Origin of the sequence: Streptomyces sp. AM8-1-1 (genome assembly GCF_032229325.1) — a bacterium.
In the GTDB taxonomy this organism is placed as follows: domain Bacteria; phylum Actinomycetota; class Actinomycetes; order Streptomycetales; family Streptomycetaceae; genus Streptomyces; species Streptomyces achmelvichensis.
In genome coordinates, this window is record NZ_CP135086.1 from 2,574,266 (window position 1) to 2,589,043 (window position 14,778).

The 14,778-nt window shown below is 70.0% G+C and carries 10 protein-coding genes; 9 read left to right on the forward strand and 1 reads right to left on the reverse strand.

What is annotated here, in order from left to right:
- Positions 1 to 130: 130 nt before the first annotated feature.
- From RPQ07_RS11460 to RPQ07_RS11475, 4 genes are all read left to right on the forward strand, one after another.
- Positions 131 to 1,498 (forward strand): extracellular solute-binding protein, encoded by a 1,368-nt coding sequence (locus RPQ07_RS11460; RefSeq protein ID WP_413777728.1) that lies wholly within the window; start codon positions 131 to 133, stop codon positions 1,496 to 1,498.
- Entirely contained in the window at positions 1,495 to 2,361 is an 867-nt protein-coding gene (locus tag RPQ07_RS11465; RefSeq protein WP_313944007.1) for a sugar ABC transporter permease, read from the forward strand. The genes RPQ07_RS11460 and RPQ07_RS11465 overlap by 4 nt, the downstream gene beginning before the upstream one ends.
- Complete coding sequence (locus tag RPQ07_RS11470) at positions 2,361 to 3,185, forward strand: carbohydrate ABC transporter permease (RefSeq protein ID WP_313944008.1); 825 nt, start codon at positions 2,361 to 2,363, stop codon at positions 3,183 to 3,185. Before RPQ07_RS11465 ends, RPQ07_RS11470 begins: the two co-directional genes overlap by 1 nt.
- 206 nt (positions 3,186 to 3,391) lie before the next feature.
- The gene (locus RPQ07_RS11475) at positions 3,392 to 4,003 is read left to right on the forward strand and encodes a helix-turn-helix domain-containing protein (protein WP_413777833.1); all 612 of its coding nucleotides are present in this window, start codon (positions 3,392 to 3,394) and stop codon (positions 4,001 to 4,003) included.
- Between the two features lie 95 nt (positions 4,004 to 4,098).
- Here the strand turns inward: RPQ07_RS11475 and RPQ07_RS11480 are convergent, their stop codons facing one another.
- Positions 4,099 to 5,124: an ATP-dependent 6-phosphofructokinase gene (locus RPQ07_RS11480; RefSeq protein ID WP_313944010.1), complete on the reverse strand. Its 1,026-nt coding sequence runs from the start codon at positions 5,122 to 5,124 to the stop codon at positions 4,099 to 4,101.
- Between the two features lie 272 nt (positions 5,125 to 5,396).
- Between RPQ07_RS11480 and pta the strand changes: the two genes are divergently transcribed.
- The 5 genes from pta to RPQ07_RS11505 all read left to right on the forward strand — a co-directional run bounded on the left by pta (position 5,397) and on the right by RPQ07_RS11505 (position 14,661).
- A complete protein-coding gene (pta, locus tag RPQ07_RS11485; RefSeq protein WP_313944011.1) occupies positions 5,397 to 7,553 on the forward strand; it encodes a phosphate acetyltransferase in 2,157 nt (718 codons plus the stop codon).
- Positions 7,550 to 8,806: an acetate kinase gene (locus tag RPQ07_RS11490; RefSeq protein ID WP_313944012.1), complete on the forward strand. Its 1,257-nt coding sequence runs from the start codon at positions 7,550 to 7,552 to the stop codon at positions 8,804 to 8,806. The genes pta and RPQ07_RS11490 overlap by 4 nt, the downstream gene beginning before the upstream one ends.
- A 96-nt stretch (positions 8,807 to 8,902) precedes the next feature.
- The gene (gene pyk / locus RPQ07_RS11495; protein ID WP_313944013.1) at positions 8,903 to 10,333 is read left to right on the forward strand and encodes a pyruvate kinase; all 1,431 of its coding nucleotides are present in this window, start codon (positions 8,903 to 8,905) and stop codon (positions 10,331 to 10,333) included.
- Between the two features lie 591 nt (positions 10,334 to 10,924).
- Positions 10,925 to 11,419 carry a hypothetical protein gene (locus tag RPQ07_RS11500; protein ID WP_313948863.1) on the forward strand — a complete coding sequence of 165 codons (495 nt, stop codon included), beginning with the start codon at positions 10,925 to 10,927 and terminating at the stop codon, positions 11,417 to 11,419.
- Entirely contained in the window at positions 11,338 to 14,661 is a 3,324-nt protein-coding gene (locus RPQ07_RS11505) for a hypothetical protein (RefSeq protein WP_313944014.1), read from the forward strand. Before RPQ07_RS11500 ends, RPQ07_RS11505 begins: the two co-directional genes overlap by 82 nt.
- The last annotated feature ends 117 nt before the right edge of the window (positions 14,662 to 14,778 follow it).

The window sequence follows — 14,778 nt, forward strand, 5'->3', positions numbered from 1 at the left end:
ACGCAAAGCACACATCGTTGCCCCGTTCAACGACCTTGCTCTGCACGGGCATTGACCTTGTCAGCGAGCCGGTCCTACGGTCACGGCAGCCCCCTGGGCCCTCGGCCCGGACTCCGGCTCAGAGGAGGTCGTGCCCGTGCGCCCCAACGCCCCACTGATCCTCGTCACCGCCGTCACCGCTCTCGCCGCGGCGACGCTCACCGCCTGCGGCAACGGTTCGGGCAGCGACCCCGACACCGTGAAGGTCGTCTACAACCGCTCGACGGACAACAAGATCCGCTTCAAGGACCAGCATCTCGAAGCGGCGAAGAAGCAGTTCGAGAAGGAGCACCCGGGCAAGAAGGTCGAACTCGTCCCGATCCAGGCCCCGGACAACGACTACGCCACCAAGGCGCAGCAGATGATGCGTTCCCCCAAGACCGCGCCCGACCTGGTCTACGAGGACACCTTTCGCATCAACTCGGACATCAAGGCCGGGTACTTGAAGCCGCTGGACTCCTATCTGCCTCAGTGGGACCAGTGGGGCCAGTTCGTCGACACGGCGAAGGCGGCGGCCAAGGCCGAGGACGGCAAGACGTACGGCATCCCGGACGGCACCGACACCCGCGGCCTCTGGTTCAACAAGGCGATCTTCGCCAAGGCGGGTCTGCCGGCCGACTGGCAGCCGAAGAACTGGGCCGAGGTCCTGGACGCGGCCCGCACCGTCAAGCAGAAGGTCCCCGGCGTCATCCCGCTGAACGTGTACACCGGCAAGGGGCCCGGTGAGGCGGCCGTGATGCAGGGCTTCGAGATGCTGCTGTACGGCACCGGGGCCGATCCGCTCTACGACGAATCGGCCAAGAAGTGGGTCACCGGCACCAAGGGCTTCCGGGACTCGCTCGACTTCGTCCGCACGGTCTACGCGGAGAAGCTCGGCCCCGACGTCTCCGACGCGCTCGACCCCAACGTCGGCACGCGGGTCGCCACCGAGTGGTTCCCCGAGGGCAAGCTCGCGATCTCGCTCGACGGCTCCTGGATGGGCCAGAACTGGATCAACAAGGGACCCAAGGAGTGGCCGGACTGGAGCAAGGACCTCGCCCAGACCCCGATGCCCACCCAGAACGGACAGGCGCCCGGCAAGGTGTCCATGTCCGGCGGCTGGGCATGGTCGATCCCGCAGAAGGCGGACAACGCCGATCTGGCCTTCGAGTTCATCAAGACGCTCCAGACGGCCGAGAACGCGACGCAGTGGTGCGTGGTGGCCGCGCAGATCGCCGTACGCAAGGACGTGGCGGCCGACCCGAAGTATCTGAAGTCCATGCCGGGCATCGAGTTCTTCACCGGGCTCGTGCAGTACACGCACTACCGTCCCGCGCTGCCCGTCTATCCGCAGGTCTCCACCGCCATCGGTGAGGCCATGGAGAAGGTGACGACGGGTGACGCCTCGGCCGCGGAGGCGGCGAAGGCGTACGACGAGCAGCTGAAGACCGCCGTCGACGGCGCGGTCATCAGCAGGTGAGCACGACGAGAGGAGGGGTGTGGCGGTGGCTGCCCATCGCCCCCGCCACCCTCCTGCTGCTGCTCTTCCTGGCCGGTCCCATCGGCTACTGCGTCTGGATCGCCTTCACCGACACCCAGTTGACCGGTGCCTCGGGTGCCGACTTCGTGGGCCTGGACAACTTCCGCCGGGCCTTCGCGGACGACGACTTCCGCAACGCCGTCTGGCTCACCCTGGTCTTCACCTTCGTCTCGGCGGTGGTGGGGCAGAACACCCTGGGTCTGGCGCTGGCCGGCCTGATGCGGGCCGCGTCGCGCCCGGTCAGAACCGTCACCGGCACGCTGGTGATCACCGCCTGGGTGCTGCCGGAGATCGTCGCCGCGTTCCTGCTGTACACGTTCTTCCGCCGGGAGGGGACGCTGAACGCCCTGCTCGACTGGCGCCATCTGCCGTCCCAGAACTGGCTGTTCACCCTGCCCATCCTCGCCGTGTCCTTCGCCAACGTCTGGCGCGGCACCGCGTTCTCGATGCTGATCTACTCGGCGGCGCTCTCCGAGATCCCGCGGGACGTCGTCGAGGCCGCCGAGGTCGACGGGGCGAGCGGGCCGCGGCGGGTCTGGCACATCACCCTGCCGATGATCCGCCGTTCCATCGGCACCAATCTGATGCTGAACACACTCTCGACGCTCTCCGTCTTCGGGCTGATCTGGGCGATGACCCGGGGCGGGCCGGGCAACCGGAGCCAGACGCTGCCGGTGTTCATGTACGACCAGGCCTTCCTCAAGAGCCTGATCGGCTACGGCACCGCGGTGGCCCTGCTGCTTCTGCTGGTGGGCTCGCTGTTCTCGATCGTTTATCTGCGTCTGATGAAGGTGGAGGTGTGATGCGCCGGTCCACCCGCGCCCGGCTCGCCGCCAACGCCGCACTGCTGGTGACCGCTGCCGCGTTCGCCCTCCCGCTGGTGTGGCTCCTGCTGTCGTCCGTGGACGCGAACGCGGACCTGCGGGTGCGGGTTCCGTCGTCGCTCACCGGGGACAACTTCGACGCGGTGCTCACCGACGAGATCACGTTCACGCCGATGCTGAACAGTCTGCTGCTGTGCGGCGGGGCGACGCTGCTGACGGTGGTGTGCGCGGCGCTCGCGGCGTATCCGCTCTCCCGGCACCGCTCGCGCTTCAACCGCCCGTTCCTGCTGACGATCCTGTTCACCACGTGTCTGCCGATCACCGCGGTGATGGTGCCGGTCTACGGCCTGTTCGTGCAGGTCAATCTGATCGACACGATGTACGGCACGGGGCTGTTCCTCGCCACGTCCCAACTGCCCTTCTCCATCTGGCTGATGAAGAACTTCATGGACGGTGTCCCGATGGTCCTGGAGGAGGCCGCGTGGACGGACGGCGCCTCGAACCTCCAGACACTGTCCCGGGTCGTCCTGCCCCTGATGGGGCCGGGCCTGACCGTGGTGACGATCTACACCTTCATCCAGCTCTGGGGAAACTTCTTCGTTCCGTTCATGCTGATCCTGACGCCTGATCAGATGCCGGCCTCGGTCTCGATCTTCACCTTCTTCGGCAACTACGGCTCGGTGATCTACGGCCAGCTGGCGGCGTTCTCGATCCTGTACTCGGCACCGGTGCTGGTGCTGTACGTCCTGATCTCGCGCCGGCTCGGAGGCGGCTTCGCACTGGGCGGCGCGGTCAAGGGCTGACCGCCGCCCCAGCCGTCTTCGCCGGCGACGATCACTGCACGTTACCAAGTGGTAGCGATCAGCTCGGACGTTCCTACGACAGGTGGCGTTGGGTGAACGCACCGTAGTCGCGACGCCCCACCGGCCTCTAGCGTTGCCGCGTGCACCACGCTCCCACGCCCCCGTTCAACGCCCCCGCCGCCCGACGGCTGCGCGAAGCCCTCGGCATGGCCCCCGGCCATGTCGCGTACGGCCTCCGCGCCCAGTACGGGCTCCAGGTCTCACCGGACACGGTGGTCTCCTGGGAGCGCGGACTGCTCGCCCCGGATGCCCGCGAACTGGGCGCGCTGGCAGGGGTGTTGTGGTGCGCACCGCACGACCTGCTCACCGAGGCCTCCAGCCTGCGCGAGCACCGGCTGGCGCACGGGTACGCACCGGCCGATCTGGCGCGACGCCTCGGCGTGGACGCGGACAGCTATCTGCGCATGGAGGAGTCGGGCCGCTGGCGCGGCACCGAACGCCAGACGGCCGCGCTCGCCGATGCCCTGCAACTCGGCCCGCGTGAACTGCTGATCGCGACCGGCCGCGAGGAGGACCTCGCGGAGCTGCTGCGCAGCGCGGTCGCGGCACGCTGGCAGGCGTATGTCCGCCCGGTCTCCAAACTGGTCCCGCTGGAACGGCCCCAGCTCGAAGCGGTACTGGAGGAGCTCCACGCCGCCTACCAGTCGCGGATGGTGGCGACGCTCAGCTGGGGCTCGACGACGGAGGACACGGGCAGCGCGGGCCGCGAGTTCCTGGACCGGATAGCCGACCACTTCTGGGACCTGGCGCGGAGCTGAGCCGTGCACCCGGCCGTCCGGTCGTCCGGTCGTCCGGAGGGAAGCGCCCGGGAGCGGGGTCCCGCCCGCCACCGCAACGACCGACACCCCGCCGGTCAGAACACCGACTCCGCCTCGTGCATCCGGTTCGCCGGGACCGTCTTGAGGCGGGTCACCGCCTCCGCCAGTGGGACCATCTTCACCTCGGTGCCGCGCAGCGCCGTCATCATGCCGTACTCGCCGCGATGTGCCGCCTCCACCGCGTGCCAGCCGAAGCGGGTCGCGAGCACCCGGTCGTACGCCGTCGGGGTTCCGCCGCGCTGAACGTGGCCCAGGATGACCGGCTTGGCCTCCTTGCCGAGCCGGTGCTCCAGCTCCGCGGCGAGGCGGTTGCCGATGCCCTGGAAGCGCTCGTGGCCGTACTGGTCGATCTCGCCCTTGCCGTAGGCCATCGAGCCCTCGGCCGGGTGCGCTCCTTCGGCGACGCAGATGACCGCGAACTTCTTCCCCCGCGAGAACCGCTCCTCGACCATCTTCACCAGGTCCTCGATCTGGAACGGCCGCTCCGGCAGGCAGATGCCGTGGGCGCCGCCCGCCATGCCCGATTCCAGGGCGATCCAGCCGGCGTGCCGGCCCATCACCTCGACGACCATCACCCGCTGGTGCGACTCGGCGGTCGTCTTGAGGCGGTCGATGGCCTCGGTGGCGACCATCACGGCGGTGTCGAAGCCGAACGTGCGGTCGGTGGCGGAGATGTCGTTGTCGATCGTCTTCGGCACACCGACGACGGGCATACCGCCGTCGGCGAGCATCCGGGACGCGGTGAGCGTGCCTTCGCCGCCGATCGGGATGAGCGCGTCGATGCCGTGCTGCCGGGCCAACTCCGGTGCGTTCTCGCAGGCTTCGGCGAGCCGGCCGCGCTCCAGACGGGCGGAGCCGAGGATCGTGCCGCCTCTGGCGAGGATGCCGCTGACCGCGTTGAGGTCGAGCGGCCGGTAGTGGCCGTCCAGGAGCCCCTTGAATCCGTCCTCGAAGCCGATGACTTCGTCGCCGTGGAAGGTGAGGGCACGGTGCACGACCGACCGGATCACAGCGTTCAGTCCGGGGCAGTCGCCCCCTGCGGTGAGCACTCCGATGCGCATCGTGCTGTGTCTCCTGCTCGTCAGTGGTACAGGTGAGCCCACGTTCGATTGTTCCACGGACAGGGGAGAACCCGCGCTCCCGGCTGCTCCGAGGCACGGCGTACGGCCCTCGCCGAGGACGCCTCCGACCGCCCCCGGTCCGCCGGGCGCCCTAACCATCCACGGAGGTATTGTCAAGAGGGAAAGGCCGCCCTCAGCGGTTTTTTTGTACGTACCACCTTCTTCGTACCGACCTTTTTCGCACCCCAGAGAGCATGGACGGGAGAGCACGCGTGACGCGCAGCGTGTACGTGACCGGGATCGACCGCGGGGACGGCCGGCAGGTCGTCGAGCTGGGAGTCATGGAACTCCTCACCCGCCAGGTGGACCGGGTGGGTGTATTCCGCCCGCTGCTGCACGACGGCCCGGACCGGCTGTTCGACCTGCTGCGGGCCCGTTACCGGCTGTCGCAGGACCCGGCGACCGTGTACGGCATGGACTATCACGAGGCCTCCGCCCTCCAGGCCGAGCGGGGTACCGACGAGCTGGTCTCCGAGCTCGTCGAGCGCTTCCACCGGGTCGCGCGGGAGTACGAGGTCGTCCTCGTCCTCGGCACCGACTTCGCGGCCACCCAGCTCCCCGACGAGCTCGCCATCAACGCACGGCTCGCCAACGAGTTCGGCGCCTCGGTGATCGCGGTCGTCGGCGGCAAGGGCCAGAGCGCCGAGTCCGTACGGGCCGAGACGCGCAATGCCCACCGCGCGTACGAGGCCCTGGGCTGCGACGTCCTCGCCGTCGCCGTCAACCGGGTCGCCCCGGAAGAGCGCGCGGAGATCGCCGAACGACTGGCGGCCCGCCTGCCCGTCCCCTGCTACGTCCTGCCCGACGAACCGGCGCTCGCCGCGCCGACCGTCGCCCAGATCACCTCCGCGCTCGGCGGCACGGTGCTGCTCGGCGACGACGCGGGGCTCGCGCGCGACGCACTCGACTTCGTCTTCGGCGGCGCGATGCTGCCGAACTTCCTGAACGCCCTGACGCCCGGCTGCATGGTGGTGACCCCCGGAGACCGTGCCGATCTGGTGGTGGGCGCGCTGGCCGCCCACTCCGCCGGTACCCCGCCCATCGCCGGCCTGCTGCTCACCCTCAACGAGCGGCCCAGCGACGCGGTCCTCACCCTCGCCTCCCGGCTCGCGCCCGGCACCCCGGTGGTGTCGGTCGCCGGCAACAGTTTCCCCACCGCCGCAGAACTGTTCGCGCTGGAAGGCAAGTTGAACGCCTCCACGCCCCGCAAGGCGGAGACGGCACTCGGCCTGTTCGAGCGTCATGTCGACACCGGCGAACTGCTGGCCCGGCTCGCGGTGGCGCGCAGCGGCCATGTCACGCCGATGATGTTCGAGCACGAACTGCTGGAGCAGGCGCGCGCGGACCGCCGCCGGGTGGTGCTGCCGGAGGGCGCCGAGGAGCGCGTGCTGCGCGCGGCCGACGTCCTGATCCGCCGGGACGTCTGCGACCTGACCCTCCTCGGTGACACGGAGGTGATCCGCAAGAAGGCCGCCGACCTGGGCATCGACCTCAGCTCGACCCAGCTGATCGACCCGGTCACCTCCGAGCTCCGCCAGCCCTTCGCCGAGCGGTACGCCGAACTGCGTGCCCACCGCGGCGTGACGGTGGAGCTGGCGCACGACGTCGTCGCGGACGTGAACTACTTCGGCACGCTGATGGTGCAGGAGGGCCTGGCCGACGGCATGGTCTCGGGCTCGGTGCACTCCACCGCCGCCACCATCCGCCCGGCCTTCGAGATCATCAAGACGAAGCCCGAAGCGTCGATCGTCTCGTCCGTCTTCTTCATGTGCCTCGCCGACCGGGTGCTCGTGTACGGGGACTGCGCGGTCAACCCGGACCCGGACGCCGAACAGCTCGCGGACATCGCGGTCCAGTCGGCGGCGACGGCGGCCCGTTTCGGCGTCGACCCGCGGATCGCGATGCTGTCGTACTCGACGGGCACCTCCGGCTCCGGGGCGGACGTGGACAAGGTGCGCGAGGCGACCAAGCTGGTGCGGGAACGCCGGCCCGAGCTGAGGATCGAGGGCCCGATCCAGTACGACGCGGCCGTCGAGCCGTCCGTCGCGGCGACGAAGCTGCCGGACTCCGAGGTGGCGGGCCAGGCGACGGTGCTGATCTTCCCGGACCTCAACACGGGCAACAACACCTACAAGGCCGTGCAGCGTTCGGCCGGCGCCGTGGCCGTCGGACCGGTGCTCCAGGGTCTGCGCAAGCCCGTCAACGACCTGTCGCGGGGCGCGCTTGTCAGCGACATCGTGAACACGGTGGCCATCACGGCCATCCAGGCCCAGCCCGTGCCGTCCGGGCAGCCGGCCCAGCCCGTGCCGTCCGCGCAGCCTGCCCCGAGCGGGCCGGACACGCCGGCCGGCCGGCCCGCATCCGTATGACCGCCCCCCGCACAGAAGGCTCCGTGACTGTGACCGCGACCCGCGTCCTCGTCCTCAACTCCGGCTCGTCGTCGGTGAAGTACCAGCTGCTCGACATGCACGACGGTTCGCGGCTGGCCGCCGGACTGGTGGAACGGATCGGCGAGGAGACGTCCCGGCTCGTCCACACCCCGCTCGTCGGCGGCGAGAAGCGCGAGCGCACCGGTCCCATCGCGGATCACGGCGCGGCGCTGAAGGCGGTCGCCGACGAGCTGGCGTCCGACGGTCTCGGGCTCGACTCCCCCGAGCTGGCGGCGATCGGCCACCGCGTGGTGCACGGCGGTCTGCGGTTCACCGAGCCGACGGTGATCGACGACAACGTGCTGGCGGAGGTGGAGCGGCTCATTCCGGTGGCGCCGCTGCACAATCCGGCGAACATCATCGGCATCCGTACGGCACAGGCACTGCGTCCCGACCTGCCGCAGGTGGCGGTCTTCGACACGGCCTTCCACACCACGATGCCGGAGGCGGCGGCCCGCTACGCCATCGACGTGGAGACGGCGGACGCCCATCGCATCCGCCGCTACGGCTTCCACGGCACCTCCCACGCGTACGTCTCGCGCAGGACGGCGGAGCTGCTGGGCAAGGAGCCGTCCGAGGTGAACGTCATCGTGCTGCATCTGGGCAACGGCGCGTCCGCCTCGGCGGTCGCCGGCGGCCGGTGCGTGGACACCTCGATGGGGCTGACGCCTTTGGAAGGGCTGGTCATGGGCACCCGCTCCGGTGACATCGACCCCGCGGTCACCTTCCATCTGATGCGGGTCGCCGAGATGTCGGCGGACGAGATCGACGAGCTGCTCAACAAGAAGAGCGGTCTGGTGGGGCTCTGCGGTGACAACGACATGCGGGAGATCCGCCGCCGGATCGACGAGGGGGACGAGCGGGCGCAACTCGCCTTCGACATCTACATCCATCGTCTGAGGAAGTACATCGGCGCGTACTTCGCGGTGCTCGGCCGGGTGGACGCGATCGCGTTCACGGCGGGGGTCGGGGAGAACGCGGCGCCGGTGCGGGAGGCTGCCATGGCAGGTATGGAGGGATTCGGTCTGACGCTCGACCGTGAGCGGAACGCCGTCCGTTCCGACGAGGCACGGATTATTTCGGCGTCCGAGGGGCGGGTCGCGGTGGCCGTGGTCCCGACGGATGAGGAGCTGGAGATCGCGCAGCAGACATTCGCCCTGGTCACGAGCGGTTCCCGGACGGGAAATCCCTGATTCCCCGCCAGGTATCGCCTGAGCGGAGTCCCGCCCATTTGTACTTTCCACCAGACGGAATATTCCGAGTCGAAACAAACCGATAGGATCCGCCTTATGCGCCGTTCCAAAATCGTCTGCACGCTGGGCCCCGCCGTCGACTCGTACGAGCAGCTGAAATTGCTCATCGAGGCCGGTATGAACGTGGCCCGATTCAACATGAGCCACGGGACCCACTCCGAGCACGAGGAGCGGTACCACCGCGTCCGCAAGGCCGCGGAGGACACCGGCCGCGCCGTCGGCGTGCTCGCCGACCTCCAGGGCCCCAAGATCCGTCTGGAGACCTTCGCCGAGGGACCGGTCGAGCTGGTCCGCGGTGACGAATTCGTCATCACCACCGAGGACGTGGCCGGCGACAAGTCCATCTGCGGCACCACGTACAAGGGCCTGCCGGGCGACGTCTCCAAGGGCGACCCGATCCTCATCAACGACGGCAACGTCGAACTGCGCGTGGTCGAGGTGTCCGGCCCGCGGGTGAAGAGCATCGTCGTCGAGGGCGGTGTCATCTCCGACCACAAGGGCATCAACCTCCCCGGCGCGGCGGTCAATGTCCCGGCCCTGTCCGAGAAGGACATCGAGGACCTGCGCTTCGCGCTGCGGATGGGCTGCGACATGGTCGCGCTCTCCTTCGTCCGCGACGCGAGCGACGTCAAGGACGTCCACAAGGTGATGGACGAGGAGGGCCGACGGGTCCCCGTCATCGCCAAGGTGGAGAAGCCGCAGGCCGTCGAGAACATGGCGGACGTCGTCATGGCGTTCGACGGCGTGATGGTCGCGCGCGGCGACCTGGCCGTCGAGTACCCGCTGGAGCGGGTCCCGATGGTGCAGAAGCGGCTCATCGAGCTGTGCCGCCGCAACGCCAAGCCGGTGATCGTGGCGACCCAGATGATGGAGTCGATGATCACCAACTCCCGCCCGACGCGCGCCGAGGCGTCCGACGTGGCGAACGCGATCCTGGACGGCGCGGACGCGGTGATGCTCTCCGCCGAGTCCTCGGTCGGCGCGTACCCGATCGAGACGGTCAAGACGATGTCGAAGATCGTGGTCGCCGCGGAGGAGGAACTGATCTCCAAGGGCCTCCAGCCGCTGGTCCCGGGCAAGAAGCCGCGCACCCAGGGCGGCTCGGTGGCCCGCGCGGCCTGCGAGATCGCGGACTTCCTGGGCGGCAAGGCCCTGGTCGCCTTCACCAAGTCCGGCGACACGGCCCGCCGTCTCTCCCGCTACCGCGCGGAGCAGCCGATCGTGGCGTTCACGACGGACGAGTCGACGCGCAACCAACTCGCGCTGAGCTGGGGCGTGGAGTCCTATGTCGCACCGCACGTCGACAACACCGACGCGATGGTGGACCTGGTGGACGCGGAGCTGCTGAAGCTCCAGCGGTACAACGAGGGCGACATCATGATCATCACCGCCGGCTCACCTCCGGGCGTGCCGGGCACGACGAACATGGTGCGGGTGCACCACCTGGGCGGGGAGTCGAAGGCCTGAGGTCCTTCCCGCACGTCGGGCACGAGCGAGGGCGGCGCGCCGGTTCACGGGAACCGGCGCGCCGCCCTCGCTCGTTCACGTCCCCTTCACCGAAAGCCCCGCCCTCCCCCGTATACGGAGGGTCCTTCCGCTGCTGTGTTCGATATGCAATGATCTCCTGGCCTTCGGGGGGAAGGCTGGGGGATCGAGCGCCCAACAGGGTTGCGCAGAGGGCATGTTGACCGTGTTCGACCGTGCCTGATCAGTCGTCGGCACGGGGGGGTGGCGCCGCCTTCCCGCCCGTTTCCCGTCCGTACTTCCTTCCTGGGCCGACCTTTTGCCGAAAAGACAGGCTGAGAAGAAGTGCGAAGAAGCATGCTGCCCAAACCCGGGCGCGCGAGACGCGCCTGGACGAAGGGGTTCGCGGGGACCGCTCTGGTCACCGCGTCCTCGGTCCTCATGGGCCTGGTGTACGCCGTACCCGCCCAGGCGGACGAACCGGGGGACAATCCGACCGACCCGTGGCTGAGGACGCTGCGGATCAGCCTGGGCGCGGACGCCCGGAAGGACCGCTGCCAGGTGGCCCGGGCCGTCCACTACGGCGGTCCCGAGATGAAGGCCGTGGCGAACGCGGCGCTGTCGGGCACCGACGCCGACGTCAAGGCCGCCTGGAAGGACTGGCACTTCGGCTTCGGTCCTCTCGGTGAGGCACAGACGGCCGACGAGGACGCGGCCAGAGCCCGCCGTGACGCCTTCCGCGTTCGTCAGGAGAGCTCAACGAGACGAACAAGCCGTACGCGCACGACAACAGCGTCGGCGGGCGGGACTACCACGCACCGGAGTTCGGCGGGGACATCCTCGCCTTCGCCACGAAGGAGCGGGAGTTCTCCTACAAGACGGGCGAGGACCCGACGCCCAAGCCGGGCAAGGCTCCCCTGGACAAGGCCAAGGAGGTCATCGCCGCCTTCGACACCTCCGGTGACACCTGGGAGACGAACTACAAGCCGCTCGCCCGCGACGCGGTGGTGGGACTCAACAACGGTGAGAGCGGACGTCCCGGTTCGGCCAACGACGTCGCGAGTGTGCTCCGCTTCGGCGGCTTCCTGAAGACCGCGCCCGAACCCGGCTCTCTGGAGCACCGGGCGGAGGTCGAGTCCCTGAAGGTGGCCTGGGCCGGCTGCGACAGTGACAACCCCGTCGACCACTACCGCGCGCTCACGGGCGTGGTGGTGGACGCGTACTCCGAGTGGGAGGCGGAGTACGCCGGGCAGACCAAGCAGCGCCAGGAGATCGCCGCCGCCGAGCTCACCACGTCCAAGGAGGTCCGGGTCGCCACCGAGGCGATGCTGGAGTCCATCCGGCAGGCGTGGCAGGCGGACCAGATCCTGTACTTCCAGAAGTACTGGGCGGGTCAGCCCAAGGACAGCATCCTGCGTCCCAAGCCCGCGGTCTTCACCAAGGCCGCGGCCGACCTGACCGCCGCCCGCAAGGCCGCTGCGGCGCAGGTCCCGATCGCCGACAAGGCTGTCGCCACCGCCAAGGCCGCGGCCGACAAGGCGACCGCGTCGCAGAGCGCGGCGTGGGCCATCGCGGACGCGGCCAAGACGCCGCGCGGCCGCGGGCTGATGTACGCCCAGCAGTCGGTGCAGGTCACCAAGGCCTCGTACGCGGCGACCCAGGCGGCGGCGAAGACGGCGCTGACCGCGTCCAACGCGGCCAAGGCGACCGTGGCCGACAGCCAGGCGCTGCTGGCGCTCGCCAAGACGCAGTCGCACGCGCTGAACACGGAATTCCGCAAGGCCGCGGCCCTGGAGGCCGCAGCCCAGGCCAAGTCCGCCGCCGCGGCCGCGGACGCGCAGGCCAAGGAAGCCGCGGCGAACGCGGCGAAGGCGAAGACCGCGCAGGGCACGGCCGAGGCCGCGGAGCAGACGGCCAAGGCGGGTGCCGCGGAGGCGAAGAAGCAGCGCGGGATCGCCGAGAAGGAGAAGGGGATCGCGGCGGCGGAGCGCGCCAACGCGACGAAGGAGCGGGAGAAGGCGGCCGCCGCGGAGCAGCGGGCCGGGAGCGAACGGGAAGCCGCGGGACGGGCCCGTACGGCAGCCGAGTCGGCGGGTACGACCGCGGCGGCCAAGCGTGATCAGGCCGAGGAGGCGGAGGCCGAGGCCTACTTGGCTCGCGACGCCGCTGTCGAGGCCGAGCGCGAGAAGAAGGCGACCGCCTCACGCGCCGCGGCGCTGGAAGCGGCCGCCGCGGCAGCGGAAGGCACGGCCGCAGCGGGAGAGGCCCGCGAGGCGGCGACCGAGGCTCGCAGGGCGGCGAACGACGCGGCCGGGGCCGCCACGCGCGCGCGGGCCGCGGCCAACGAGGCCTCGACCGCGGCGGTGAACGCACGCGCGGCCGCCACCCGGGCCCAGGGAGCGGCGTCCCGCTCGCGGGCCGCGGCGGACAACGCCTGGTCGGCATACATGACCACGCACGCGGCCGCCGCGACCGCGCACGCCGCGGCCGCGGAAGCCATCGACGCCGCGGCCGCCGCCCGGACCAACGCCAAGAACGCGGAGGCCGAGGCCAAGAAGGCCCAGGCAGCGGCGGTCAAGGCGCGCAAGGAGGCGACAGCGGCCAAGGCTGAGGCGGACAAGACGGCCGCCTGGGCCGTCAAGACGGCCGGGTTCGCGTTCGCCGCCGGTCAGGCCGCCACCGCCGCGCGTGACGCGGCGACTGCGGTCACCAAGGCGGCGAACGAGGCCATCACGATCGGCACGCCGTATCAGGAGACCGACACGTCCGCGGCGTTCGCGGTACTCGTCGGGCAGACCTCGAAGACGATGGCCGAGCAGCAGGCGGCAGCGGCCAAGGCCAAGTCGGACGAGGCCGCCAGGGCGGCCGCCACGGCGAAGGCCCTGGCCGACAAGGCCGCCGGTGACGCCAAGATCGCGGCGCAGGCTGCCGCGGCGGCGGCTGCCGACGCCGCCAAGGCGCTGGCGTCCGTCGCGGCCGCCCGTGCCTCGGCAGCGGAGGCGGAGAAGTACGCCGCCGCCGCGAAGAAGGCCGACCTCGCCGCCCAGAAGTACGACCAGGAGGCAGGCACCGACGCCGTCTACGCGGGATTCGCCGCCACGGACGCCGAGTCGGAGGCTGCCGCCGCCGACCGCGAGGCCACCGACGCCGAGCGGGACGCCGCGAGCGCCCGCGCCTCGGCCGGTGCGGCGGAGAAGGACGCGGCGAGCGCCGATGCCACGGCCACCAAGGCCGAGAAGGACGCCACCGCGGCCGAGACCGCGGCGAAGAACGCGGACGGCGCGGCCAAGGACGCCGACTCGGCGGCCGACCGGGCCGAGGCCGATGAGCGCAAGCGCCTCGAAGAGGCCCGCAAGGCCGCGATGGAGACCGGTGACACCGGGGCCGATGGCCCCACCGAACCGGGTCTGAGCGCGGACGACGAGGCGATTCTGCGGGCGCAGTGCAGTCAGCAGTGCGTCGACCAGTTCCGCGAGGCTCTCGCGGCGGCCAACAAGTCCGTCATCGACTGGGTGCGGGAGAACGGCGGAGAGATCCTGCTCGAGGTGCTCGGCGTCAACAACGTCAAGCGCTGCTTCGGCGAAGGAGACATCGAGAGCTGCCTCTGGTCGCTCGTCGACGTGGGCAGCCTGGTGCTGGTCGTCGGCAAGCTCCCGGCGGTGACGAAGGCGATCGTGTCCGTGGTCAGCGGTGTCGCCAAGTTCTTCGAGAAGGCCCGCTGGGGCAAGAAGGTGCTGAAGTCCCTCAGGGAGATCATCGAGAAGTACCGCAAGGGCGACCTCGGTGAGTGTGTCCTCGACGCGGCCGACCTGTTCTCGGACGTCGCTCAGAGCCCCGGCGCCAGGAGCGCGAAGGCCGCTCCGGGCAAGGGCGGCGCCAGTGCCAGTGCCAAGGCGAGCGGCAAGAAGAAGCGCTTCTGCGGCATCAAGCACGCCTCCCCCGTGGACGACGACTGGTGCAGCAAGAGGGGTGCGCACATCAACCTGCTGAACGGCGCCGAGGTGGGCATCACCACCACGAACGTCAAGGGCGGGATCATGGGTACCCCGATCCGTTCCGCCAACGGCCAGTTCCCGACCGACGCCGAGATCAGGGCCACCGTCCAGGCGATCATCGACGACGACGCTCTTCGGGAGGACCTCATCTCGAAGACGACCGATGCGATGCACATCTTCAACCAGGACGAGCAGGCCAGGAAGTACAACGAGAACCTGGAGCCGGGCCAGAAGCGGAAGTCCCTGAAGTTCGGCTGTGCGACGAACTTCGCGCCGAAGCTGGCCCGTCTGGTGCAGGCGCTGAAGGCGATCAGCGCGCAGAAGGCCGCCGGCTGACCCCTCTTCCGTGAGCAGCCGGGCGAGAAGCCGGCGGAACGGGCCGGACCGCAACAGCGGTCCGGCCCGTTCCCGTTCGGCAGCCCGTTCGGCGTCGGACTGTTCCCGTACGCGAGG

Bases quoted from the DNA above. Each gene is read 5' to 3' on its own strand.
- RPQ07_RS11470 (WP_313944008.1), top strand. From the start codon at position 2,361: ATGCGCCGGTCCACCCGCGCCCGGCTCGCCGCCAACGCCGCACTGCTG.
- RPQ07_RS11475 (WP_413777833.1), top strand. From the start codon at position 3,392: ATGGCCCCCGGCCATGTCGCGTACGGCCTCCGCGCCCAGTACGGGCTC.
- RPQ07_RS11480 (WP_313944010.1), bottom strand. From the start codon at position 5,124: ATGCGCATCGGAGTGCTCACCGCAGGGGGCGACTGCCCCGGACTGAAC.
- RPQ07_RS11490 (WP_313944012.1), top strand. From the start codon at position 7,550: ATGACCGCCCCCCGCACAGAAGGCTCCGTGACTGTGACCGCGACCCGC.
- pyk (WP_313944013.1), top strand. From the start codon at position 8,903: ATGCGCCGTTCCAAAATCGTCTGCACGCTGGGCCCCGCCGTCGACTCG.
- RPQ07_RS11500 (WP_313948863.1), top strand. From the start codon at position 10,925: ATGAAGGCCGTGGCGAACGCGGCGCTGTCGGGCACCGACGCCGACGTC.